This is a genomic window from Salinispora oceanensis (assembly GCF_000383575.1).
Classification (GTDB): domain Bacteria; phylum Actinomycetota; class Actinomycetes; order Mycobacteriales; family Micromonosporaceae; genus Micromonospora; species Micromonospora oceanensis.
The window spans coordinates 4,471,760-4,496,500 of record NZ_KB911579.1 but is presented as its reverse complement, the minus strand read 5'-3'; the positions used below and the strand labels follow the sequence as shown (position 1 = coordinate 4,496,500).

The 24,741-nt window shown below is 70.1% G+C and carries 20 protein-coding genes; 6 read left to right on the top strand and 14 right to left on the bottom strand.

The window, feature by feature from the left end; all coding sequences use genetic code 11:
* Positions 1 to 237 precede the first annotated feature (237 nt).
* Positions 238 to 1,215 carry a DUF2267 domain-containing protein gene (locus tag SALPAC4_RS0120620; RefSeq protein ID WP_019871962.1) on the top strand — a complete coding sequence of 326 codons (978 nt, stop codon included), beginning with the start codon at positions 238 to 240 and terminating at the stop codon, positions 1,213 to 1,215.
* A gap of 66 nt (positions 1,216 to 1,281) precedes the next feature.
* Here the strand turns inward: SALPAC4_RS0120620 and SALPAC4_RS0120615 are convergent, their stop codons facing one another.
* Positions 1,282 to 2,583: an NAD(P)/FAD-dependent oxidoreductase gene (locus SALPAC4_RS0120615; RefSeq protein ID WP_019871961.1), complete on the bottom strand. Its 1,302-nt coding sequence runs from the start codon at positions 2,581 to 2,583 to the stop codon at positions 1,282 to 1,284.
* Positions 2,584 to 2,787: 204 nt separating this feature from the next.
* The gene (locus tag SALPAC4_RS0120610) at positions 2,788 to 3,822 is read right to left on the bottom strand and encodes a TerC/Alx family metal homeostasis membrane protein (protein WP_020113544.1); all 1,035 of its coding nucleotides are present in this window, start codon (positions 3,820 to 3,822) and stop codon (positions 2,788 to 2,790) included.
* A 256-nt stretch (positions 3,823 to 4,078) separates the two neighbouring features.
* Here SALPAC4_RS0120610 and SALPAC4_RS0120605 point away from each other — a divergent pair, with 256 nt between their 5' ends.
* Positions 4,079 to 5,245, top strand: a complete 1,167-nt coding sequence (locus SALPAC4_RS0120605) for a CaiB/BaiF CoA transferase family protein (protein ID WP_019871959.1) — start codon at positions 4,079 to 4,081, stop codon at positions 5,243 to 5,245.
* 38 nt (positions 5,246 to 5,283) lie between these two features.
* Here the strand turns inward: SALPAC4_RS0120605 and SALPAC4_RS0120600 are convergent, their stop codons facing one another.
* The 3 genes from SALPAC4_RS0120600 to SALPAC4_RS0120590 form a co-directional block, all read right to left on the bottom strand.
* Positions 5,284 to 5,694, bottom strand: coding sequence for a DUF2267 domain-containing protein (locus SALPAC4_RS0120600; protein WP_019871958.1), 411 nt, complete (start codon positions 5,692 to 5,694; stop codon positions 5,284 to 5,286).
* 382 nt (positions 5,695 to 6,076) lie between these two features.
* Positions 6,077 to 6,745 carry a hypothetical protein gene (locus tag SALPAC4_RS0120595; protein ID WP_019871957.1) on the bottom strand — a complete coding sequence of 223 codons (669 nt, stop codon included), beginning with the start codon at positions 6,743 to 6,745 and terminating at the stop codon, positions 6,077 to 6,079.
* 65 nt (positions 6,746 to 6,810) lie between these two features.
* Entirely contained in the window at positions 6,811 to 8,031 is a 1,221-nt protein-coding gene (locus SALPAC4_RS0120590) for a glycosyltransferase family 4 protein (RefSeq protein ID WP_019871956.1), read from the bottom strand.
* A gap of 465 nt (positions 8,032 to 8,496) precedes the next feature.
* On the opposite strand from SALPAC4_RS0120590, the gene nhaA reads away from it, so the two are divergent.
* Positions 8,497 to 9,807, top strand: coding sequence for a Na+/H+ antiporter NhaA (nhaA, locus tag SALPAC4_RS0120585; protein WP_019871955.1), 1,311 nt, complete (start codon positions 8,497 to 8,499; stop codon positions 9,805 to 9,807).
* Positions 9,808 to 9,911: 104 nt separating this feature from the next.
* Here nhaA and SALPAC4_RS0120580 read toward each other — a convergent pair whose 3' ends face one another.
* The 5 genes from SALPAC4_RS0120580 to SALPAC4_RS0120560 form a co-directional block, all read right to left on the bottom strand.
* Positions 9,912 to 10,496, bottom strand: coding sequence for a TMEM165/GDT1 family protein (locus tag SALPAC4_RS0120580; RefSeq protein ID WP_019871954.1), 585 nt, complete (start codon positions 10,494 to 10,496; stop codon positions 9,912 to 9,914).
* A gap of 296 nt (positions 10,497 to 10,792) precedes the next feature.
* Positions 10,793 to 11,758: an L-histidine N(alpha)-methyltransferase gene (egtD, locus tag SALPAC4_RS0120575; RefSeq protein ID WP_018736450.1), complete on the bottom strand. Its 966-nt coding sequence runs from the start codon at positions 11,756 to 11,758 to the stop codon at positions 10,793 to 10,795.
* Positions 11,759 to 11,809: 51 nt separating this feature from the next.
* A complete protein-coding gene (gene egtC / locus SALPAC4_RS0120570) occupies positions 11,810 to 12,556 on the bottom strand; it encodes an ergothioneine biosynthesis protein EgtC (RefSeq protein WP_020113543.1) in 747 nt (248 codons plus the stop codon).
* Positions 12,557 to 12,566: 10 nt separating this feature from the next.
* Positions 12,567 to 13,901: an ergothioneine biosynthesis protein EgtB gene (gene egtB, locus SALPAC4_RS0120565; protein WP_019871952.1), complete on the bottom strand. Its 1,335-nt coding sequence runs from the start codon at positions 13,899 to 13,901 to the stop codon at positions 12,567 to 12,569.
* Entirely contained in the window at positions 13,898 to 15,130 is a 1,233-nt protein-coding gene (locus SALPAC4_RS0120560; RefSeq protein WP_019871951.1) for a glutamate-cysteine ligase family protein, read from the bottom strand. The genes egtB and SALPAC4_RS0120560 overlap by 4 nt, the downstream gene beginning before the upstream one ends.
* A gap of 195 nt (positions 15,131 to 15,325) precedes the next feature.
* On the opposite strand from SALPAC4_RS0120560, the gene SALPAC4_RS0120555 reads away from it, so the two are divergent.
* A complete protein-coding gene (locus SALPAC4_RS0120555; RefSeq protein ID WP_027644926.1) occupies positions 15,326 to 16,720 on the top strand; it encodes a serine/threonine-protein kinase in 1,395 nt (464 codons plus the stop codon).
* Between the two features lie 33 nt (positions 16,721 to 16,753).
* Here SALPAC4_RS0120555 and SALPAC4_RS0120550 read toward each other — a convergent pair whose 3' ends face one another.
* Entirely contained in the window at positions 16,754 to 17,428 is a 675-nt protein-coding gene (locus tag SALPAC4_RS0120550) for a DUF305 domain-containing protein (protein WP_019871949.1), read from the bottom strand.
* 246 nt (positions 17,429 to 17,674) lie between these two features.
* On the opposite strand from SALPAC4_RS0120550, the gene SALPAC4_RS0120545 reads away from it, so the two are divergent.
* Positions 17,675 to 19,117 (top strand): LVIVD repeat-containing protein, encoded by a 1,443-nt coding sequence (locus SALPAC4_RS0120545; protein ID WP_027644925.1) that lies wholly within the window; start codon positions 17,675 to 17,677, stop codon positions 19,115 to 19,117.
* Between the two features lie 97 nt (positions 19,118 to 19,214).
* Here SALPAC4_RS0120545 and SALPAC4_RS0120540 read toward each other — a convergent pair whose 3' ends face one another.
* Genes SALPAC4_RS0120540 through SALPAC4_RS0120530 form a run of 3 tightly spaced genes read right to left on the bottom strand, consistent with a single transcriptional unit; the run spans position 19,215 to position 22,670 of the window.
* Positions 19,215 to 20,039 carry a MerR family transcriptional regulator gene (locus SALPAC4_RS0120540; protein ID WP_019871946.1) on the bottom strand — a complete coding sequence of 275 codons (825 nt, stop codon included), beginning with the start codon at positions 20,037 to 20,039 and terminating at the stop codon, positions 19,215 to 19,217.
* 53 nt (positions 20,040 to 20,092) lie between these two features.
* A complete protein-coding gene (locus SALPAC4_RS0120535; RefSeq protein WP_019871945.1) occupies positions 20,093 to 21,703 on the bottom strand; it encodes an asparagine synthetase B family protein in 1,611 nt (536 codons plus the stop codon).
* 4 nt (positions 21,704 to 21,707) lie between these two features.
* Positions 21,708 to 22,670 carry a DUF5715 family protein gene (locus tag SALPAC4_RS0120530; protein ID WP_019871944.1) on the bottom strand — a complete coding sequence of 321 codons (963 nt, stop codon included), beginning with the start codon at positions 22,668 to 22,670 and terminating at the stop codon, positions 21,708 to 21,710.
* 288 nt (positions 22,671 to 22,958) lie between these two features.
* Between SALPAC4_RS0120530 and SALPAC4_RS0120525 the strand changes: the two genes are divergently transcribed.
* Complete coding sequence (locus tag SALPAC4_RS0120525) at positions 22,959 to 24,698, top strand: DEAD/DEAH box helicase (protein ID WP_019871943.1); 1,740 nt, start codon at positions 22,959 to 22,961, stop codon at positions 24,696 to 24,698.
* Positions 24,699 to 24,741 lie beyond the last annotated feature (43 nt).

Below are 24,741 nucleotides of genomic sequence, written 5' to 3'. Positions count from 1 at the left end.
ATCATCCGGCTCAACCGGGTGAGCGACCATCACCCCGGCCGGATGAGGATCCCCACGGCGACCCAGTGGTCGCGGCGAATCCGGCCTGCCACACAGCGGCCACCGCCGGCCCGGCTCCGGCACCGCCGCGGGCCCAGCCGCCGGCCGGGAGAGCCGCCGGCCCGGCTCTGTTTCCTGCTCGCTGGCGATGGGAAGGCAGTTGGCGACAGCCGAAAACCGAAGTGGAGGAGTTGACACATGCGCAAGCAGATGGAGGGCGACAACCAACGCCGCCGGGCGCTCGCCCGGCAGGCCCGGAGCCAGGGACAGCGGCCCAGCGCGACCGGGGCCAGCCTGGGCGCCACCAAACAATTGACCAGTCTTGACCAACGGCGCCGCAACGGGCCCGCTCCGGCGGGACGACACAAACCGACCAGCACCAGCGGTGGTCCCGCCCCGCCTCCGATCGGTGCCCCGGATAACTCACGGCCCATCCCGGACAGCGATCCCGCCCGCCCCGCCACGATCGGCTACCAGGACCTGGTGACCGAGGTCGGCCGGCGGTCCGGAGTTGACTTCCCTACCGCAAAGGTGGGGGTGACAGCGACAGTGCTGACCCTGGCCCGCGCACTGGGGGTGGCCGAGCGCGGCCGGCTGCTCGCGGCCATACCGACCCGGCTGCACGACATCACCCCGGTGGACGGTATCGAGGACCGCTCCGACCTACCCGGATTCCTGGCCGAGGTGGGCCGGCTCAGCGGCCGCACCCCGGAACAGGCCCGCTACCAGGCGGCGGCCACCCTCACCGCGCTGGCCGACCGAGACGGCGGACTGGTCGAGTCGCTGCACGTCCCGGAGGGGCTGCGGGACCTACTCGCCCCGCCCGAGCCCGGCGGAGGCGTGATCGGAGCAACGTCCGCGACCCCGCCCCTGGACGAGGGGCAGCTGCGCGAGGTGCTGGCCCGCCTCCCGTACTGGTCCGGGGACCGGCACGGGCTGTTCCGGACAGTCGAGCTGCCCGCCGAGAACCTCGGCCGCGTGCTCGACCGACTCGACCGGCTCCGACGACAGACCGGACGCGGGCCTTCGATCGGTCAATCCGACCGCACCACCGCGGTGTTGACGGTGGCGACCTCCCGACCCCGAACGGCGCCGGAGGTAACCGGGCCAGATGTTGACCTGGCCCATGCCGTGGACGACGCGATCGACGAGGTGGGGGCCGGGATGGCGAGCTAACCCGGCGCCCGCCCGGCGGCGGGAAGGGGCCACCTCCACAGCCGGTGGTGGCGGGCCCCTCCCCGCCTACCCGACGTGGGCGGGCACCTCGGGAGAGCTGCTCTCCAACGGCACCGAGTGGGCCGGCACCAGGCTCAGCTGGACCGCCGGACGGGGCAGGGTCGCGTCCAGCAGCCAGTCGGCACCCACCCGGGCGCGATTGCCGGGCAGGTTGAGCAGGTGGTATCCCCGAGTCACCACCTTGGCGGGCAGTCCGGCCAGCGGCACCTTCAACGGGTTCGCCGCCGCGTCACGACCCCCGAGGTCAACCACCCAGCCCAGGTCATGGTGCTTGTATGGCTTGCGGGTGCCCTGCCCGTACGAGGCGGCGATGTTCTGGGCGACCAGCTTGCCCTGCCGCTGGGCATGCTGGGCGGTCATCGCGCACACCTGCCCGGGCTGGGCCAGGTCGGGCACGGCCGCGGCGTCGCCACAGGCGAACACCTCCGGGAAGCCCGGAACGTTGAGGTACTCATCGGTCACCAGACGGCCCTTCTCCGTCCGTAGGCCGAGCTGTTCGACGAACGGATCGGGGCGGACGCCGACACACCAGATGAGGGAGCAGGTCTGGATGAACTCCCCATCGGTGAGTTTGACCCCGTCGGGGGTCGCCACCGCCACCGAGGTGCCCATTCGCACATCCACCCCCCGCTCGTCCAGGACCCGATGAGCGGTGTCGGACATTCTCCGGTTCAGCTCGGGCAGCACCCGCGGCGCCACGTCGAGCAGCATCCACCGGGGCCGAAGGTTCAGCCGAGACCGCTGTCCAACGAGCCGGTCGGTGAACAACTGCCCGTGGGCGGCCACCTCGGTGCCGGTGTAGCCGGCTCCCACCACCACGAAGGTGGACCGCGCCCGTTGTTCGGCCGGGTCGGTGGCTTGTTCCGCCAGCTCGATCTGTCGGACCACGTGGTCGTGGAGGTAGAGCGCCTCCGGCAGACCGCGAAAGCCGTGCGCGTACTCGGTGACCCCGGGGATCGGCAACAGCTTGTTGACGCTACCGACGGCCAGCACCAACCGGTCGTACGCGAGCCGGTTTCGCTCCCCCTCCGGCTGCGTGAAACCGACCCAACGGTTTCGCAGGTCAACGTGGTCGGCTTCGCCGACCACGAGGCGGACACCGTCGAGTGTCCCCGCCAGCGGCACCGAGAGCCGGGTCGGCTCGACGACACCAGCGGCGACCTCCGGTAGTAGCGGTAGGTATAGGAAGTAGTCAGTCGTGTTCAGCAGCACGATCTCGGCCTGGTCCTTGGCCAACCGGCTGAGCGTCTTTGCCGCGTGGTACCCGGCGAAACCGGCCCCAACAATCACCACCCGAGGCTTCGTCATTCCACCGCCGTTCCCCGGGCAAGGCCGGACAAACCTCCCGGGATGCCCGGCAGGGCACCGCGGGCACCGCACACCGCCGGCGAACACCCTCGGTCAGGTGTGCCCATCCTGCTGGACCGGCCCGTCCAGTAGGTAGGTCGGCCCGGACTGCTCCCGGGCCGACCTATCCGCTGATCAGGTCCGCGTGGCGGGGACGCAGGGCCCCTAACGGGGGATCCCGTCGCCACCGGAGGTGTTGACGATCGATTCCCGCCCACCTGACCGGCTGGCACGAGTCGCGTACAGGCTGGTGAGGGTGACCGCCACGAGGACAACGAGAATCACTGCGAGTGATGCCAGGGTCGGAATCTCTGGCACCCCCTTCCAGACCCCGTGCGCCCAGTGCAGACCCAGCTTCACTCCGATGAACGCGAGGATGACCGCGAGTCCGTAGTTGAGGTGAACCAGCCGGCTGAGCGCGGCGTGCAGGACGAAGTAGAGCGCCCGCAGCCCGAGCAGCGCGAAGGCGTTGGTGGCGAAGACCAGGTACGGATCTTCAGTGATGCCGTACACGGCCGGCACCGAATCGACGGCGAAGACCACATCGGTGGCGAGCACCGCGACGACCACCAGGGCCAGCGGGGTGAGGGTTCGCCGGCCACCCAGGCGGACGACCATCTTCGTACCCTGGTAGTCCTGGGTGACCGGCATGAACTTGCGCAGGAGCCGCACCGAGCGCATCCCGTTGATGTCGACCTCCTGCTCCTGGCCGGAAATCGCGTCACGCAGCAGCTTTGCCGCGGTGGCGAGCAGGATGAGGGCGAAAAGCAGGAAGGCGAAGTCGAGCGTCTGCAGCGCAGCCGCGCCGAGTGCGATGAACACCGCGCGCAGCACCAGGGCACCGGTGATCCCGAACAGCAGGACCCGCTGGGCGAGCACCGGGGGCACCGCGAACGCGGCCAACAGCAGCATGAAGACGAAGAGGTTGTCTACCGAGAGGGACTTCTCCACCAGGTAGCCGGTCAGGTACTCGACGCCCTGCTGCGAGCCGTAGCGGGACCAGAGCCAGGCGCCGAACGCCAGCGGCAGCGCGAGGTAGAAGGCCGACCAGGCCAGCGCCTCCCGGATCGATACCTCGTGCGGCCGCCGAGTGACCAGAAAGTCGAGAATCAGCAGCACGACGATGCCGGCGATGGTCACGCCCCACAGCGTCGGCGTACCGACCGACTGCAGCTCGGCAGAAAGGTACAAATCGGTCATGGAGCCTCCTCGAACACGATGCCATGCTCGAGGTCTCCTTCACCCACTTTCGTAGGCAACCATCCGAGGCAGGCTCCGGGCCCGCCGTACTGACCGGAATGGCTCGTGGGAAGTACTCCCCTCGTCGCGACAAGGTTAGGGCAGTCCGGGTCCGGACTGCCACACGGCACCCCCGGTCCCCACCATCGACACCTCATCTCCCACCAGCGCACCCAGCCCCCTACCACCCGAGCCCATCGGCGCTTATCGTGGCCCGATGACCGACAACGTACCGGCCGGCCCCCTCGCCGGGGTGCGGGTAATCGAGCTGGCCGGCATTGGGCCGGGGCCGTTCGCGGCAATGATGCTGGCCGATCTCGGCGCCGAGGTGATCCGGGTGGACCGCGCGACCGACGTGGACCCGACCGCTTTCGGCGCCCCGCACCCTGATCTGCTGAACCGGGGACGGCGATCAATCGGCGTGGACCTGAAGTCACCCCCCGGCCGCGACGTGGCGCTCGCTCTGACCGCCGGCGCGGATGTGCTGATCGAGGGTTTCCGGCCCGGCGTGGCCGAGCGACTTGGTCTCGGCCCGGCGGACTGCCACACGGTCAACCCACACCTCGTGTACGGGCGGATGACCGGCTGGGGGCAGCACGGTCCCGCCGCGCCGGAAGCCGGGCACGATATCACTTACCTGGCCCTGACCGGGGCGCTACATGGGATCGGACGAGCCGGCGAGCGTCCGGTGCCGCCGCTGAACCTGCTCGGCGACTTCGGTGGCGGTGGAATGCTACTCGCCCTCGGCCTGATCAGCGCCCTGTACGCGGTGCGCGGCGGCGCCACCGGCCAGGTGGTGGACGCCGCCATCGTGGACGGCGTCTCGGTGCTCAGCACCCAGATCCACGCCCTGCGCCACCTCGGCAGGTGGCAGGATCCACGCGGAGTGAACCTGCTCGACGGGGGCGCTCCGTTCTACGACAGCTACGAGTGTGCCGATGGAAAGCACCTGGCGGTGGGCGCGCTGGAGCCCCGCTTCTACGACGAACTGGTCCAACGCACCGGCTTTCCGCTGCCCGGTGACGTCGCACTAGACCGCACCGACCCGACGAACTGGCCGGCGCTGCGGGAGGCGTGGGCACGATTGTTCCGGACCCGGACCCGGGACGAGTGGGCGGCGCTCTTCGTCGGCTCGGACGCCTGCGTGGCCCCGGTTCTGGACTGGACGGAGGCGCCGGCACACCCGCACCTGACGGCGCGGGAGACTTTCGTGGAACACCACGGGGTGACCCAACCGGCACCCGCACCACGCTTCTCCGGTACGCCGACGACCCTGCACCGTCCACCGCCGCACCCCGGTGAACACACGGACGAACTGCTGACCGAGGCGGGCTTCGGAGCTGACCGCATCGCCGACCTGCACGCTGCGGGTGCCGTAGCCTAGCCCCCACAGGTGGGGTACGGGAGAGTCAGCGCGGTGACTCAGGGCCGGCGCAGCGTCGAACCCGGCGCCAGCGCCGGCTCCACCAGTTCCCGGTAGTCGCGGGGCAACTGCACCGCGACATCGTCGAACTCACCACCGCTGATCGCCTCCCGCAGCGTGCTGAAGACCGCTCGGACGGCCCCATGCGCAGTCGCTTCGTCGACGTGGGCACGGGCGGCCACCCGAGTGACAAACTCTGCCGCCGCAAGCCGCTGCGCTGCCTCGTTGTCGGGCCCCGGCTTCAACACCGCCTGCAGCTGCGCCGGCAGCTGTACGGCCAGATCCAGCACCTCCCCGCCGGTCAGCCGCTCGGCGAGCGTCTCCAGGACCGCCCGGGTCAGCTCCACCGCCTGTGCGGCAGGGGCGCCCGTCCGCTGCCCGACCTGGTCAACAAAGGTGTGGTAGTCCATGCTGTCCCCTTCGGTCCGGCCAACCGGATACCCACCGTGCGCGGTAGGGAAACCGCCGGGTTGCCGGCGACCGGAGCCGGACAGCTATTCCCCGGCTGCGGAGGATCTATGGGCCGATCAGTGGGAAGCCGAGCGCCCCGGGCCACGAACCGCGACCAGGGGCGCTCAACGCGGACCTGCACCGACGAACTATCCCGAACCGGGTCACGACCATCGGCGGTCAGCTGCTTGCCTCGCCCGAACCAGGCGGACATCAATGTCCGACCACCATACGACAGGGACGCTGGCTCGGTGTCGCTTTCACCGAAGTGTTGGCCGACTCACGAGCCGGCCGAGCAACTGAGCCATGAAATCGACTCGGATTCGGCCCGGGGGCTGCCGCTCACGGCGCTGGCACAGCCGGGCCGACCACCTCCGGGTATCGCTCCTCCAGATCCACCCGGGCGAGCGCGCCCACCAGCCAGGCCAACCGCTCGGACCGGCCACTACCCGCCAGCCCGGCCAGGTCGCCGGCGGAACGCCCGAGACCCAGTCGGCGGGCCGCGGCCAGCGCCCGCCGATCGGCGACCGGCGGTATCTCAGCCCAGAGTGCCTGCACCTCGCGGAGAAACAGGACGACCGCCGTATCGTCCACCCCGGGCAGCTCGGTGAGCAGGGCACGTTCCCGGTCGGCATCGCGGGCGGCGACCACCCGCAACCGGCGAAGATCGCCCCGGTACCGGTCAACGACTGCCTGCGCCAGCTCCCCGAGCGTGCCGGCGGTCTGCTCGGCTGCCCCGCGGAGCCCGCAGTCACGCAGCAACCCGGACCGCTCCGCGGGCGTGGAACGGGCCAACCGGGCGGCACTGTCCCAACCATGGTCCTGCAGGGCGCGGGCCACCTCGATGGCTCGCCGAGCATCACCGCGGCGGGACAACAACACAGCCAGGCAGAGCAGCTGGAAGAGACTTGACGGGTTATTGGTGGTTCGGAAACCGTACTGCTCAGCAAAGCCGCGCCCGCCACCGGCGAGCCGGCGGACCAAGCGCTTCTTCTCCTCGATGGTCGGCATGAGCGGCGACTACCCGCCCCGACCGGCGCCACTCCTAGATGCCCGGCGGGCGGCGCGCGTCGCCCTCACCGTCGGCGTCCGCTCGCGGCCTCGTCCAGCAGGCGCTCGATCCGATCCACTCCGGCGGGCATCGACATCTGTTTCAGGTACGCCTCCCGGCCCCGCCGGCCCATCTCGGCACGGGCCGCCGGAGGGATGGTCGTGGCCAACCAGAACCGGTCGGCGAGGGCGTCCCACTCCTCCGGCGGGCATGACAGTCCGGCTCGGGCGCTCTCCACCACCTCAGCGGTGTCGCCGCCGGCCGAGGCGATGACCGGCACCCCGCACGACAGGGCCGTCGGCAACTTTCCGGGCAGGGTGCTGCGCAGTTCGGGCAGGTCCCGAAGCGTGACCAACTGGAAGTCGGCAGCGGCGTACAGCTCCGGCATGTCCAACGGCGAGCGCCGGTCGACGAACCGCACGTTGTCCGTTCCCAACTCGGCGGCGAGCCCCCGCACCCGCCGCTCCTGCTCGCCCGACCCGACCAGCACCAAATCCATCCGCTGGTCGAGCGCTGCCGCCGCCCGGACCGCCGTCTCCAGCCCCTGTCGAGCGCCGATGGTGCCGGCGTACATAACCACGCAGCGGTCGTCGCGACGGATCAGTTGACCGGCGGCCGGGGTCGGCGGAGCCGGCTGGAAGATCCGCTCGTCAGTCCAGTTGAGCACCAGCTCGACCCGGTCCGGGTCGGCCCCCTCGGTCACGACGAGGTCCCGCAGCGAGGGAGCCGCGACCGCGACCCGGTCAGCGCGGCGGTACGTAGCGGCCATCGCCCTGGCAAGCCGAGCGGTCCACCGATCGGGCCCGCCGGCCGCCGGCTCCGAACCAGCCCACACGTCCTGAACGTGCACGACCGCCGGCACCCGACGAAGCGCGCGCAGCAGGCGGGCGGCGGCGAAGGCGGTGGCCGGCGGTTGGTGCACGTAGAGGGCATCGACACCGGCGAAGAACCGCCGGCTGACCAGCGACACGCTGCCCGCGAAGGAGAGGGGGCCGGACCACCGGCCGCGAACGTGGCCGGTGGTCTGGGCAACGTAGCGGGGCACCCGGCGCACGGTCAGCCGCTCGCTGCGGGTCTCGTGGCGCCAACGCTGACGCCAGCCCGGATAGGCGTACCCGCCCGGATAGTCGGGAAATCCAGTCAGCACCCGGACTTCGTGCCCGCGACGGGCCAGCTCCTCTGCGAGGCTGCCCGGGATGAAAGCCGGTTCCGGTGGAAAGTGATACGCCAGGATGCCGATCTTCATCGTTGCTCCCCCGTTGCCAGCAGGGCGGCCGTGTGGCCCCGCTGGCTGCTGTCCATGTACGAGTCCGCCCTGGTCTGCGACCCGAACGCTCCGCTCTGGTGCTCGCCGACTGCCCGACGACGCAGGTGGGCGCGCCGCGCTACCGGATGCGGGCGGCAGCGGTCCATCAGGTACGCCGCCGCACCGAGCCGAAAACCCCAAAGAAACTCATAAAAGCTCCTAAGCTCAACTTATACCGTGAAACCATTACAGCGCCTCATACATCAAATATCCGAAGTTTCGCTATTCGATCGATAGGCCCGACACCCCTCCTCCCCCGGGAGAAACGGTGTGACGGGGGCAAGGTCACGTCGTCTCCGTTCGCCGTCCCGTCACTCGCCTGGATAGGGTGGTGAGCGGTGTGCCGGGAAGCCTGGTCGGCGAACGTTTCCTGCTGCTCCGACACCGCTTGGATGGACCGCGCGTATGACCGACCGCACCCCGCCCCCGGGCCGTGCCCGCCGCCTCTTCTCGCGTACCTCCTGGCCGGAGGCCCGTTTCCTGGCTGACGTGCTGCGGACCGAGACCTTCGGCGGCGGCCTGCTCCTGCTCGGCGCGGTGATCGCGCTGCTCTGGGCGAACTCGCCCTGGGGCGACTCCTACGCCGCGTTGGCATCGTGGGTGCCCTGGCCAGGCGGATCCGACCTGCACCTGGACCTGGACCTCGCCGCGTGGGCGGCCGACGGCCTACTAGCGATCTTCTTCTTCGTGGTCGGGCTCGAACTCAAACGTGAATTCGTCGCCGGCGACCTTCGTGACCCACGGCGAGCCGCCCTGCCGGTCGTCGCGGCGGTCGGAGGAATGATCGTTCCGGCCCTGATCTACGTCGGCATCAACCTCTCCGCCGGTGGTGAGAACCTGCGCGGCTGGGCCATCCCGACCGCCACCGACATCGCCTTCGCGCTCGCCGTGCTGGCGGTTATCGGATCCCACCTGCCACAGGGGCTCCGCGCCTTCCTGCTCACCCTCGCCGTGGTGGACGACCTGCTCGCGATCACGGTCATCGCCATCTTCTACACCGGCGACTTCAAACTCATGCCGCTGCTGCTCGCGCTGCTGCCGATCGCACTCTTCGGTCTCCTCGTGCAGCGCCGCAAGACCTGGTGGTGGGCGCTGATCCCGCTGGCCCTGGTGGCGTGGACCCTGGTACACGAGTCCGGCGTGCACGCCACGGTGGCCGGCGTCCTACTCGGCTTCACGGTACCGGTCCTGCGCGGCCGGGACGGTGACCGGCACGGGCTCGCCGAGCACCTCGAACACCGCTGGCGGCCGGTCTCCGCCGGCTTCGCCGTCCCCGTCTTCGCCTTCTTCGCCGCCGGAGTGTCCCTACGCGGCGCCGACCTCGGCGCCGTGATCACCGACCCGATCGTCGTCGGCATCGTCGCCGGCCTGGTGCTCGGCAAGGTACTCGGTATCTTCGGCTCCACGTTCCTGCTCGCCCGGTTCACCCGCGCCGAGCTGGACCGGGACATCACCTGGACCGACCTACTCGGGGTCTCCCTGCTAGCCGGCATCGGATTCACCGTGTCGCTACTGATCGGTGAACTCGCCTTCGACAGCGTTGCCGCCGACGACAACGTCAAGGCTGCCGTACTCAGCGGATCGCTGATCGCGGCGCTGCTCGCCTCCGTCGTGCTGACCCGCCGCAACAAGGCCTATCGGCGTATCGCGGTGAAGGAGCGGGTGGACAGCAACCGCGACGGGGTACCCGACGTCTTCCAGCACCGCAACGACTGACCAGGCCGGCCGGGGCGCCGCGAGGCCAACCGGCGTCTGCCGACGACACCTGCCGGCGCCGTCCTGGGCGAACCGAACGAGTTCGGTTCGCCCAGGACCAGCGCTCAGCCGAGCTGCCCGACCGCATCCAGGATCAGCCAGAGGCCGCACCCGGCGAAGAGCAGCGCCGCACCAAAGCGCACGGTCCGCTCGGGCAACCGGCGGCCGAGCATCCGCCCCGCCGCAATCGCCAGGGCATCCGCGGCGACCATGCCGAGCGTGGATCCAAGCCAGGTACCGAACCAGCCGTACTGTGTCGCCAGGGTGATGGTCGCCAACATGGTCTTGTCGCCCAGCTCGGCGAGGAGGAAAGCGACGCCGACCACCACCGCCGGCCGGCCCGACCGGTTCGCCTTACGGCGCTCCTCCTCGGTGAGGTGGTCGCCGCGAAGCGTCCAGGCACCAAACCCGAGAAACGCCACGCCGGCGAGGAGCGCGATCCATCCGGTAGGCAACGCCGCACCGAGCCCGTAGCCGATCGCCACCGAGGCCAGGTGCACGACGGCCGTGGCCACGGTGATGCCGATCAGCACCGGCAACGGGCGAAATCGGGTGGCAAAGGTCAGGGCCATCAGCTGGGATTTGTCCCCCAACTCGGCGACGAAGATGACGCCGAAGCTCACCCCAAGCGCGACGAGGAAACCCTCCATGACATCCTTTCCGATCCGGCCGGAAAGAGGCACGGAGCGACCTCGACCCGGCTACCAACCTGGGTCGAAGGTCTCGCCCGCCCCGCCGAGCGGGGCCGTGTGGCCGGGTGCGGGAACACCAGTGTGTCGACCACGACGTTGGGGGCTACTCCCCTTCGCGCCGACCACCCTAGCCGACCACCGACGGCGCTGATGTCGGAGGACCGGCCGGTGAGACGAGGAGGGGCCGGTGAGACGAGGAGGGGCCGGTGAGACGAGGAGGGGCCGGTGAGACGAGGAGGGCCGGCGGCGTCCGCCTACTCGGCCCGGGCGAGCGTAACGCCGAACAGGCCGGCCGGATCCGTCCAGAACTCGCTGGTGACGAAGCCCGCCTCAAGCAGTTCCGCCGCGATCCCCTCGGGCCGGAACTTTGCCGAGACCTCGGTCCGTAGCTCCTCCCCGGCGGCGAACGTCACCTCAGTGTCGAGCACCTGTACCCGCATCGGGTGCCGGGCCCGCAGCCGCATCTCGATCCACTCCCGCTCCGGATTCCAGAGCGCGACGTGTTCGAAGGCCGCTGGGTCAAAATCGGCACCCAGCTCCCGGTTTATCACCTGCAGCACGTTGCGATTGAACTCGGCGGTCACCCCCGCCGCGTCGTCGTACGCGGGAACAATTACCGCCGGATCCTTGACCAGGTCGGTGCCGACCAGCAACCAGTCCCCCGGTTCCAGCGCGGCGCGCATCGCCGCCAGGAAATCGGCGCGCTCGGCCGGCAGCAGGTTGCCAATCGTCCCGCCGAGAAACACCACGAGCCGCCGCCCGCCCGCCGGCAGCCGATCAAGATGCCGGGTGAAGTCGCCGACGATTCCCCGTACGCGCAGGCCCGGATAGTCAGCGGCGATCCGGGCGGTGGATTCGCGCAGCGCGCTCACCGACACGTCCAGCGGCACAAAGGTGCCCAGGTCGCCGTGGCGGGTGAACGCGTCCAGCAGCAGCCGGGTCTTCTCCGAGGAACCGGAGCCCAGCTCGATCAACGTCTTGGCACCGCTCACCGTCGCGATCTCAGCAGCCCGATCCAGCAGTACCGCACGTTCGGCCCCGGTCTGGTAGTACTCTGCCAGCCGGGTGATCTCCTCAAAGAGCTGACTTCCCCGAGCGTCGTAGAACCACTTCGGGGACAACCACTTCTCCTCGGCGGTCAACCCGGCGCGGACATCCTGCCGAAGGTTGCGTCCCAGGTCCTGCTCTTCGAGGTGGATCTCCAGCGGCTCTGCACTCATGTCTGTCCCTTCCTCATGGACGTCTCCGGCGGTATCAAGGTCGCCTGGCGATCACTCCGCCAGCAGGGCACTGATCCGCACCCCGGTGGCGGTCGCCACCACCAGTTGCCCCTCTGGCACCGCCTGCCAGTCGGGGTCGTCATCGTGCGGCTCGGACGCCAGCAGCACCGAGTTCGGGGTCCGACGGATCGACAGGCTGTGCCCGGCGACGCTCGCCACCGCCGTGTGCCCATCGGTCAACAGCAGGTTGAGCCGGGACCCGGGGGCGGCCCGGGCCACCGCCACCACCGTTTCCGCCACGGCGCGGCCCGGCTCGACCCCGGCGCGCAGCCGGTGCCGGACCAGCGCCCAGAGCAGCGCCGCATCGGTGGGCGCGTCGAGGGTGAGCAGGTCACGCACCGGCAACGCACCAGCGAGCGGGGCCATGCTGTCCGGCCAGCCGCGCACCGCCCCGTTGTGGCTGAACAGCCACCGCCCCTCCAGAAACGGCGCGGCGGCCGACTCGAGCACCGGCATGCCGACGGTCGCGGACCGGACCGCCGCGAGGATCGCGCCCGAACGGGTGACGCCGGCTAGCTGGGCGATCGTCGGGTCGGTCCAGATCGGCTGCGCCCGCCGGTAGCGGACCGGCTCCCCGCCGTCCGGGTACCAGCCGACGCCGAAGCCGTCGGCATTGATACCCCCGCCGCGACGCATGTCCTTCGGCGCCCAGGACTGCTGGACCAACGACGCCGGCGGATCGAACAGTAGCTCCCGCAGGGTGATCGGCGGCCCGAGATAGACGAGGTGACGACACATCAGCGGACCCTCACTCTGCTGCCTCCTCGGGGGCGGCGTCCCGGGCGCAGCGGAAACCACTGAAGATCTGCCGCCGAATGGGATAGTCCCAGTTACGGAAGGTGCCCCGACAGGCCGCCCGGTCGGTACCGAATGATCCGCCGCGCAGCACCCGGTGGTCGTCGCCGAAGAAGACCTCGGAATACTCCCGGTACGGGAAGGCCGTGAAGCCGGGATGACCACGGAAGGTTGTCGAGGTCCACTCCCACACGTCGCCGATCAGCTGGTGGACACCGAGCGGCGACGCACCGGCCGGATAGGCCCCGACCGGCGCCGGCCAGAGGTGCCGCTGGCCGAGGTTGGCGTGGCTGGTCGTCGGGTCCCCGTCGCCCCACGGGTAGCGGCGGGACCGACCGGTCGCCGGGTCCCAGCGGGCTGCCTTCTCCCACTCCGCCTCGGTCGGCAACCGCTTTCCCGCCCAGGTGGCGTAGGCCTGCGCCTCGTACCAGCTGACGTGCACCACCGGCTCGTCGTCGCGTACCGGCGCCCACCGGCCGAAGCGGCGGTAGGCCCAGCCGTCTCCATCCGGGTGCCAGTGCAACGGGGCCGTCAGACCCGCCTCCTGCCGGTGCGCCCACCCCGCGGCGCTCCACCAACGTGAATCGCGGTACCCGCCCTCGGCGATGAAGGCCGCATACGCACCGTTGGTGACCGGTGCCGTGTCGATGACATACGCCGGCAGGTGCACCCGGTGGGCCGGACGCTCGTTGTCCAGCGCCCAGGGGTCGGTGTCGGTGCCCATGGTGAACTCACCGGCCGGAACCAGTACCTCCCGGCCCACCCGGACTCGGGGCTCCGGCGGAGGCGGCGGGTCGAAGACAGCCGGACCGGAACGCAGCTGGTGGGTCGCGAGCATGGTCTCGTCGTGCTGCTGCTCGTGTTGGACGATCATGCCGAAGGCGAAGCCGTCGGCGACCAGCCGCCGGTCGGTGAAGGTCACCCCGTCGAGGAGGTCAAAGACCTTGTCCCGGACCGTCGCCACGTATGCCCGCGCCTGCGGCGGCGGCAGCAACGGCAGCGCCGGCCGGTCCCGGCGAGGCTGCTTGAAGGCGTCATAGAGCTCGTCAATGTCCTGGCGGACCGGCTCCCGGCCGCCGACGTCCCGCACCAGCCAGAGCTCTTCCTGGTTACCGACGTGGGCGAGGTCCCACACCAGGGGTGACATCAACGGAGAATGTTGTCGCACCAGGTCGGCGTCGTCAACCGCGTCGGTCAACACCGCGGTCCGGGCCCGGGCCCGCGCCAGCTCCGCCGCGATATGTTCCCGCAGTCGTACCCCGTCGGGCCGGTCGGTCGTCTCGGTCACCGCCGCCTCCTTCCCGCGGCCTCCCGCCGCCGTCGTACGCCTCGGTCAAGGTCGTCGTGCAGCGCGGGCGCCAGCCCCAGCCGGGGCAGCGCGGTCAGCGCCAGATCAAAAAGGTCGGCGGCCGTTGCCGCGAGAGCGTCGTCGCGCAGGCCGTGCCGGGCCGCGGCGATCCACCGCTGCGCCTGCGCCCCGACGAGCGATCGGGCGGCCCGGGTGACAGCCGGCTCGGAGAGCAACGCGGCGACCACCGCCACCGGCACGGACCAACTGTCTTCCGGTTGGGCGTCGAGGTAGCGCAACTCCAGGTAGCCGCGCGGACGCACCGGCGGAAAGAGCGTGCTGACGTGGTAGTCGAGATCGTCGACTGTAGGGGGCCGGGGCAGCGCGCCAGCGAGCCAGTCGGCGAAGGTGACGCCCACCGGTGCCGTCCAGTCCGGCCCGTCCCGCACGCAGAGCAACGGGGCGGCGAGGACGTACGCCGTCCAACTGGCGATCGGATCCGCGGCGCCCTGCTCGGGAGTCCAAACCGCCCGGGTCCGCGCCGGGTCGATGGCGAGCCACGCGGCCATCCGGGCCGAGACCCAGCCGGTCGCTCGCCCGGCGTGCCGCCCAGCGGTGGCGAAGGCGGCGATCAAGGGTGGACCAATCGCGTGCGCTGTGGCCCAGCGGTCGGCGAGCTGGTCCGCCTCGCCGACATCGAGGCAGATCTGCAGGCCGGCGGTGCTGTACATCATCCTGCGCCCGGCCGGGCCACGACGATCGAAGACCTGGCGCATCGCCCGGTACCGCGGGGTTTCGAACACGGGGCGGGGGGAACGATGAGCGTCGATCCCGCCGGGCCCAAGGACCAGCCCGGCTCGCCCCAGAAGCGCGGTGAGTTCGGCGATCTCGGCTTCGGTGGCGGTAACGAGGGCCATGACCGAGGCATGTGTCGCGGTGGAGATCTCCACCTGCCCGCCGGGCTCGACGGTGACGGAACCGCCATGCCGCAGCGGCTGGGCGGGGCTCGTGGTGTCCAGGGTGCGGGGGCTGTGCGGCCCGAGGGCGGCCCGCAGGCGGTTGGCCCCGACCGGGCGGGCGGGGTCAACGGCATCGTGCACGGTCCATTCAAGCTCGACGCCGAGCCATCGGGGCGGGCCGGTCTTGAAACAGATCCGGGACAGGTGGACCGCAGCCGCGGCCGAGGAGGTCAGGACCGTTCCGTGGTCCACCTCCGGCGACGTCACCATGGTTCGGCCCCCTTCGCCGCGCCGACGTCCGACCCGTGCCACCGTAACGCGGATCACCAACGAAGGTGAGTGCCCCGCGGGCCGGCCTCCCTCTGTCTAGCAGACGAACTCCGTGCATTCGGGGGAAATAGGGGTGGCGCCCGGCGGCGGGACGGCACGGCGCATCGCCGCCGCCGCGGTAGGTACGGTGTTGGCGTGTTGACATCGGGCGTCGTGCTCAGCGGTCGATACCGCCTGGACGAACGGATCGCTACCGGCGGCATGGGGGACGTCTGGCGGGGCGTCGATCTGGTCCTGGACCGACCCGTGGCAGTGAAGGTGCTGCTCCCAGCGCTCGTCTCCGACCCCGACTTCATCGCCCGGTTCCGGTCCGAGGCGCGGATCATGGCCGCCCTGCGGCACCCCGGGGTGGTGCAGGTCTTCGACTGCGGCGCGGACGAGCTGCCCACCGGCGACCAGGCCAACTACCTGATCATGGAGTTCGTTACCGGCGAGCCCCTGACCCGGCGGATCGAGGCCGCCGGTCGACTCGACGTGGTCGAAACGATGTCAATTGTCGAGCAGGCCGCACAGGCGCTGGAGACCGTGCACCGCCACGGCGTCGTGCACCGGGATATCAAACCAAGCAACCTGGTGGTGCAGGAGAACGGCACCGTTGTGCTGGTCGACTTCGGAGTGGCCCGATCGACCAACGTGACAAGCATCACCAACACCGACGCCGTACCGGGAACCGCGCTCTACATGGCGCCGGAGCAGGCCGCCGGGCGGCCGGTCTCCGGCGCCACCGACATCTACGCGCTCGGAGCGGTGGCCTACTGCTGCCTCAGCGGCAGCCCACCATTCACCGGTGAGAGTCCGCTGCAGGTCGCCGTCGCGCACCTCGACGAAGATCCGCCCGAACTCCCCCACGACATCCCAGAGGCGGTGCGGGCGCTGGTCCGCCGCGCCTTGGCGAAGAACCCCGAGGGCCGGTTCAGTAGTGGGTCTGCGATGGCCGCAGCCGCCCGCGCCGCGGTGTCGGATCCCACAGCGGCGACCACACCAGTGAACCCGGTGGGCTCGGCGGCGCTGCGCACTGCCGAGCCGACGACGCTGACCGACAACCTGGTCGTTGACGCGTACCGCCCGGCCCGACGCGGAGCGCTGGTCGGGGTGGTGGCCACCGTGGTGGTGGCGATCGCCGGCCTGGCTACGGTGGCGGGTATCGGCGCTGCCGAGGGCAACCGGACGAGCGAGACCCCGCCGTCAGCGCCGACGGCGACAGCTGACGACGGGGAACCGCCGCCGCCCACTGCGACCACCAGTTCGGCGCCGCAGCGTCCCCACCAACCGAACGGGTCCACCACCAAGCCACCACAGGTGCCGATACCGACACCAACGGCGTCGGTATCGGCCTCGGCGTCGGCGTCGGTATCTGTGTCGGCGTCGGCATCGGCGTCGATGTCCTCATCGGCGGACGCATCGCCGAGCCCGAGCGAGCAGCCGACCTCCGCAACGCCCGAGCCCTCCCCATCAGAGACCGCGTCACCGCCCCCGAGCGACGACCCCACGACGATGTCACCGAGTCCGACCGCCACCCCAGGGCAGTAGCGTGACCCGGGTTCCCGGGGCGGCGTCGGCCGATCAGTGGCCGAGCAGTTCCCGCATCCGGCTGATCTCAACGTTCTGCTCGACGGCGACCGAGTTCGCGAACTCCAGCAGCACCGGCTCCGCCCCGACCTTCAGCAAGTCGATGGACATCTCAACAGCCCCCGCGTGGTGATCGCTCATCATCTCCACGAAGAGTCGGTCAAACTCGGCACCCCGAGACTCGGCGAGACGGCGCATCTCCTCCGGCGACTGCATGCCACGCATCGTGCTGTGATCGTGCTCGGGATCCTCCACCGGTAGGTTGCGGGCGGCGAGCCAGGCCCGCAACACCTCGATCTCCGGCGCCTGACTGGCCCGGATCCGCTCAGCCAACGCCGCCACCTGCTGATCGGCGGCCCGTCCCGGGGCCAACTCCGACATCTCCAGCGCCTGCTCGTGATGCGGAATCATCATCTGGACGTACCAGGTATCCAGCGAGTTGTGCGCCCCGTCGGCGTTCGCCCGCACCTCGTCGGCAGGGCGAGTCCGAGCCGGCTCTCCGGGCCGGCCGGGCACGATGACCAACGGACCGGGACCGTCGCCGCCCCCGGTTGCCGCCGGCACCGCGGATCGTGACCGGTCCTGGGCGACCCCCTGCCACACCACAACGCCGAGCACCAGAGCCACTGTCGCCACAGCGACCAGCACCCACCTACCCCGCACGGTCATTCGACACCCCCTGGCGGTCAAGGTCACGATGATCGTAGCCATCGACAACCGAGAGTATATGTGACGGGCGTCACCGCGTTTCACCCCAACGAAGCAGGCGACCGTCAGCCCGAGGGCCTCGCCACCGAGATCAACCAGAGCCAGGGCAAGCCGGAACCGACTCCGATCGACCGTAATAGCTATCGACACCCGCGATTACGGCGGTAGGGTGTGGCCAGTCCTCACACCTCGCGAAGGGCCCCGCCGATGAGCAGATCCCGCACGCCGCGGTCCCGCTGGCTCGGCACACTGAGCCTGGCCGCGGCCGGCCTTCTCCTGACGAGCGTGGTCGCCGCAGCGCCCCAGGACGCCAGCGCGGCCACCACCAATTCCAGCGCCGTCACCACCGCGGATATCCCCGGAGTTGACGAGATCCGCAGCAGCCCCAACCTGAAGCAGGTCGCCAACCTGCCACTCGAAACACCGCTCGACGCCACGAACAGCGACCTCGCCTTCCAGGGCCGGTACGCCTTCGCCGGCAACTACAACGGCTTCATTGTCTACGACATCTCGCGTCCGGCCGCACCGACGGTCGTCTCCCGCGTGCTCTGTCCGGGCTCGCAGAATGACATCTCCGTCCACGGCGACCTGCTCTTCCTCTCCACCGACTCGCCCCGCAGCGACGACTCGTGCGACAGCATCAGGGTGCCGTCAAGCGAGACCCAGTGGGAGGGCATCAAGATCTTCGACATCAGCGACAAGGCGAACCCCCGCTACCTGAAGAGCGTGCAGACCGCCTGCGGTTCACACACCCACACGCTGGTGCCCGGCCGAAACAAGGCGACGATGTACATCTACGTCTCGTCGTACGGCCCGTCGGACACGTACGTCGGCTGCCCGCCGCCACACGACTCGATCTCCATCGTCAAGGTGCCGGTACACCGGCCCACCGACGCGGCGGTGGTGGCCACCCCGAACCTCTTCCCCGACGGTGGCTACGAGGGCGTGCCGGGGCAGAAGTCGGCGACCAGCGGTTGCCACGACATCACTGCCTACCCGTCGAAGAACCTGGCCGCCGGCGCCTGCATGGGTGACGGCATCCTGATGGACATCTCGGACCGGGAAGCACCCGAGGTCATCAACCGGGTCCGGGACACCGAGAACTTCGCCTTCTGGCACTCCGCCACCTTCAACAACGCCGGCACAAAGGTGATCTTCACCGACGAGCTGGGCGGTGGCGGCGCCCCCACCTGCAACGACACCATCGGCCCCAACCGGGGAGCCGACGCCATCTACGACATCGCCGGTCGCGGCGACGATCGCACCTTGGTCTTCGGCAGCTACTTCAAGATCCCGCGAGAAAACGCCGACACCGAGAACTGTGTGGCACACAACGGCTCGCTGATCCCGGTGTTCGGGCGGGACATCATGGTTCAGGCGTGGTACCAGGGCGGCATCTCGGTCTGGGACTTCACCAACTCGGCCAACCCCCGCGAGATCGCCTACTGGGAACGGGGCCCGCTGGACGAGGAAGTTCTCATCGGCGGCGGATCCTGGTCCGCGTACTGGTACAACGGCTACATCTACTCCAACGACATGACCAAGGGCCTGGACGTTCTTCGGCTGACCGACTGGCGCACCTGGACGGCCAACTTCGTCCGCTACCCAGAGCTGAACGCACAGACCCAGACCGGTCGCTTCGGCTGGTAGCCACGAGCAACCGCGTCGCCCGGTCCCGACCGGACGCATCGTGGGCCGGCTTTCATCCGGAAGCCGGCCCACGACTCGCTCGGCGGTCCGGCGTGGCTCAGGCCCGCGTCACTGGCTGCTGTAGCTCCGTCACCCCGGCCGCGGGATCATCGGCGCAGTACTCCACGTACAGTTCGCGGTGGTAGCCCTCGGCCCGCCAGCCGTTCTCCTCGATCCACTGAGCCAGCAACTGTAGGGTTCCCGCGACCTCATCCATCGGCCCGCGGTGAATCACCGTGGCCGCTGCCGGCACCGCCGGCAGGTCTACGACCGCGAAGTCCCGCGTCGGATCCGGGCTGACCGCGACCTCAATGGCGGCGTGCACCACAACCTTCTCCCCGTCCCCGGCCGCCTCGTAATAGGCCAGGCCGGGCCCGGTCGGCGACGCCTCCGCCACGGCCAGCCGCCGGAACAACTCCGGGTAGAGCGGCTGGATCGCCCGACCGATGTCAGTGGTCTCGTGGCTGGCCGCTGTTGCTGTCAACTCCGCGACGCGCAGCGATGACAGTTCCTTGAGCACGACATCCTGCGTGGTCATCCGACCCTCTCTCTCGATCGTCCGGAGCCTCGCCTCGATCCGGGTCAACCGCGCGGCGTCCGCCGCAAGCTGCGCCGCCAGCTGGGCCCGGCGCAGTCGGAGCATGCCGCGTAGCTCCGCGACCTCCAGCGCATTGTTGAGGACCTGCTGTACCTGGGCCAGCGTGAGACCGAGGTCCTTCAACGCGATCACCCGGTTGAGCCGGCGCAGCTGGTCAGCGGTGTAGTACCGGTAGCCGCTGCGGGCGTCAACAGCGACCGGCCGCAGCAGTCCGATGCGGTCATAGTGTCGCAGCATCCGCACTGATACCCGGCCGAGCCGGGCGAAGTCTCCGATTGTGAACATGGCACCTCCACGGTCGGCCCTGACACCGTGTCAGAGTCAACCCCGGACCATCCTCAGTCGGGCAACGACACGTCGTCCCCCCGGCTGCGACGCGGTCCGACCAGCCGGCGTACGACCGGCACCGCGTTCCACTTCGCCGCGCCGACCAGGTCCCGTGCGTGCTCCAGCACCGTGTAGTCCGGGCGTGCTCGGCCGGCGGCGATCGCGCGGTCCAGGTCGTTGCCGCAGCTGGTCAGCACGCGACCGAAGTCCCGGCGCACCGGCTCGGCCAGGTCATAGCGGAAGGAGCGGTGCAGCCGGGCGAAGACCGGCTTGTAGAGCCGGGCCCGCTCGTGCAGACCGGAGGAGTACGACATCGGGTTCTTCGGTCGCCGCCGGATGTAACCCGGCAGCAGATCGGCGAAGGCACGCCGGACGATCCACTTCTCCTGCCCCGCGCGCAGCTTCAGCCCGATCGGCAGCCGCATCGCGAGCTCGACCACGCTCGGGTCCAGGAACGGCACCCGGGCCTCCACCCCGTACGCCATGCTGGTGCGGTCGACCCGCTGCAACTCCGTACGGCCGAGGTTGCTGATCTTGTGCAGAAGGAGCCGACGGACGGCCTGCGGGCCGACCCGCTGGTACATCGGGTAGCCGCCGAACAACTCGTCCGAACCGTCGCCGGTGAGCGCCACCTTGACGCCCAACTCGCGCAGCCGTCGGAAGAGCGGCACCGAGACCACCGCGTTGATGATGTCGCCGTACTCGGTGAGTTCGGAAATCCGAATCGCCTCCCGAATCTGGGCCAGGCGGATGTCTCGCGGTTGCAGCTCCACCACCTCGTGCGGAACCCCAAGGTCCTTCGCAAGCCGACGCGCGTAGCGCAGGTCGGGGCTCTCCGGCACGCCGACCGTGACCGCCACGCAGTCCGCGTGCAGCTCGCGGGCGTGTAGCAGCGCGAGTGAACTGTCCAGACCACCGGAGAGGAGCACGCCGACGGTGAGGTCGGTATCCAGCCGAGCCCGGATGCTGTCGGTGAGGGCGGCCCGGACGAGCAGGGCGGCCTCGTCCGGGTCGTCCACCGTCGGTAGCCCCGCGCCGAGGGCGAGCAGGTTGACGTACGGACGCAGGCAGGCTGCGGCGTCGGCCTGCACCCACCCGTGGTGTCCGGGCGGCACCTCGGTGATCGGCGCTCCGAAGCCGACCAGGGCCTTGACCTCGCTCGCCACATGCAGATAGCCCGGGGCCTGGGTCCAGTACAGCGGCTTAACCCCGAGCGGATCACGCACCAGGTACGCCCGTCCGCTGGCCCGTTCGACGATCACAAAGGCGTACTCACCGCGCAGCCGGGAGACCATCGCCTCACCCCAGTGCAGGAATCCGGCGAGTACCACCTCGGTGTCGCTCATCCCACGGAAGCCGCATCCCAGGGCGGTCAGCTCCGCGCGCAGCTCATGGTGGTTCAAGACCTCGCCGTCGTAGCAGAGCACCCACCGCTCGTCGGCGGAGACCCAGGGCTGCACCGCCCGCTGCCGGTCCACCACCGGCAGCCGGCGCACCCCGGTGAGCAGGCCAGTCTCGGACCGGGTCTCGGTCACCTCACCACGTGGCTCCAGGGTGGCGAGCATCCGTCGGAAGACAGCCGGATCGGCCTCCGGACCGAGGCTCACCGCGATCCCAGACATACGGTCAACTCCCCAGCTCGGCTTCGTAAACCCGACGCAGCCGACGCCGCGCTCCGGGTGCCAGGCACAGGTGCCAGGCCTGCCCCTCGTCAACCACGTTGATCTCGCCCGCCCGCTGCCGGGCGAGGAGCAGTTCGGCGAGGACGTCTCGGGCTTCGAAGCGGTCGAACCAGGTCATCTCCACATCCGCCGCCCAGCCGAAACAGTGCCCGCTGGGTAGCATCGCCGCGTACCCGAGCCGTCGCAGCTGGTACTGGTGTTCCGCGCTGCGAACCAGGCTGGTCACCCAGAGCGGCGGGGTCCCAGCGGGGGCATGGGCAGTGAACTCGCGGGCGATGTCGTTGAGTAGTGCCACCATCTCCCGGCGGGATCGGCGAAACAGCAACCCGGCGGTCTGTGGGGCGACGCAGGGGCGGACCCGGCGTCGCAGTGCCCGCATCCCACGCTCGAAGATCGTGGCCGGCTGTCCCTGGTAATGGAAGCGCAGCAGGTCCCGGCGGCGCAGCCACTCCAGGTCAACCAGGTCGGTGCTCTGGTTGACCTGCTCGTTGGTGCGGTAGGGGGGAGCGTCGCGCCACCACATGACATCGATGCGCGAGAGCAGGTAGATCCGGGCCAGGGCGGTAAGGTCAGCCGCGGAACTGCGTTCGCTCGGCTGGTAACGAGCCATCTCCAACAGCAGCGTCTCGCGCGCGCCGATCAGGCCGGCTGGGGTGGCCTCCAGCACCGCCGCGATGGCTGGCTCGCGCAGCCGCTGGTCGATCAGCACCTGCCGGGCTACGGTGCTGGCGGCGCCGGCGAGCGCACCCACCTCGACCAGCAGGTCAGCTACGGCGGCTCGGTACGCATCCAGGTCCGGCTCGCCAGTCGATGGCCGACGGGAGGCGTCCGCCGCCGCGCGGCGGGCCGGAGCAGCCGGGATGGACGGGCCGGGCTGCTGGCCCGGGCTTCGGCTGGGCAAACGCATCGTCGGTCCCCTCTCCCGTCACCACACCACGGGGAACATCACTCTGCGTGAAATCGTAATCACTTTTACGGGCAGGAGCTCGAATATTCCTCCTATTTACTCGTCAAGAACTCAAAAAGTCTGGTTGGTCGCGAACCACCAGCATCTCGACATTCAGCCAGTAATCTGGCTGCCCCGCAGCCACTCCCCCGGTGTTGGCGACCCCCGCCGCACGTGGTACCACCGGCCGGCCGCGGTGATGTGCCGGTCGGCGAAGCGGGCCCCGAGTCGTGATGAAAGGCTTGACGCATGAGTTCCGCACCCGTTAGGCCAGATCCAACAGCCGAACCGTCCACTGACGACGAGGCGACCGCCTTCGTCGACCTGGGCCTGCGCGACGAGCTCCTCGCCGCGCTCGCCGCGCTCGGCTACGAGGAGCCGACGCCGATCCAGCGGGAGGCGATCCCTCCCCTGCTCGCCGGACGGGACCTACTCGGCCAGGCCGCCACGGGCACCGGCAAGACGGCCGCATTCGCCCTACCGTTGCTGCAACGGATGCCCACCGACCGGTCGACCGCCGATCCGGTCGCGCTGGTACTGGTGCCCACCCGAGAGCTGGCGGTGCAGGTCTCGGAGGCGTTCCATCGGTACGGCAAGGAACTTGGCACCCGGGTGCTGCCGATCTACGGTGGCCAGCCAATCGGTCGGCAACTGCGGGCCCTGGACGCCGGGGTGGACATCGTGGTGGCCACCCCCGGCCGGGCGCTCGACCACATCGCTCGCGGCACCCTCCGCCTGGGTGACGTCGGCACCGTCGTGCTGGACGAGGCCGACGAGATGCTGGACATGGGCTTCGCCGAGGACATCGAGGCGATCCTGGAACACGCACCGGAACAGCGGCAGACCGTGCTCTTTTCGGCGACCATGCCGGCCCGCATCGACGGCATGGCCCGGGCATACCTGACCGACCCGATCCGCATCCTCATCGCGCGGGAGAAGCCGGTAGCCGGCGAGGCGCCCCGGGTACGACAGAGCGCGTACCTGGTGGCCCGGGCACACAAACCCGCCGCACTGGGCCGGGTGCTGGACGTCGAGTCCCCCACTGCGGCGATTGTCTTCTGTCGCAGCCGGGAGGAGGTGGACCGGCTCACCGAGACGATGAACGGTCGCGGCTACCGGGCCGAGGCGCTGCACGGCGGGATGAGTCAGGAGCAGCGGGACCGGGTGATGGGTCGACTGCGCGCCGGCACCGCCGACTTGCTGGTCGCCACCGACGTGGCAGCGCGGGGCCTGGATGTCGAGCAGCTCAGCCACGTCGTCAACTACGACGTCCCCTCGGCGCCCGAGTCGTACGTGCACCGGATCGGCCGGGTCGGGCGAGCCGGCCGGGAGGGAGTGGCGATCACTCTCGCCGAGCCGCGGGCACACCGGATGCTCAAGACCATCGAACGGGTCACCGGCCAACGGATCACCATCGACAAGATCCCCACCGTGGCGGACCTGCGCAATCGTCGCCTGGAACTCACCCAGGCCGCGCTGCGGGAGAGCCTGCTGGAAGACGACCTGGAGCCGTTCCGGGTGATCGTCGAGTCGCTGAGCGACGAGTTCGACCTCATGGAGGTGGCCCTCGCCGCGGTACGCCTGGCCCACGAGGCCACCCTGCCGGGCGCGCTGGAGGAGGAAGAGGAGATTCCGCAGATCGCGGTTCGCCCACCCCGGACCGGCCGACCGGGACCGGAGGGCCGGGGGGAGCGCCGGCCCGGACGGCCCCGGAGCGCCGGCACCACCCAGGTCTTCGTCGGGCTGGGCCGACGGGCCGGGGTACGACCGCAGGATCTGGTCGGTGCGATCACCGGCGAGACCGGCATGAACGGACGGGACATCGGCTCGATCGAGATCGCGGACCGCTTCTCGCTGGTGGAGGTGCCGGCGGGACTGGCCGACGAGGTGATCTCGGGCCTACGCGGCAGCACCATCAAGGGGCGCCGGGCAACCGTTCGCCGCGACCGGGACAACGACGGGGGTGACCGCCGCCGGCAGCACCGCTGAGCGGGCGGGCCTCGCCGATGTCCTGGCATTTACGGGGGCCCTT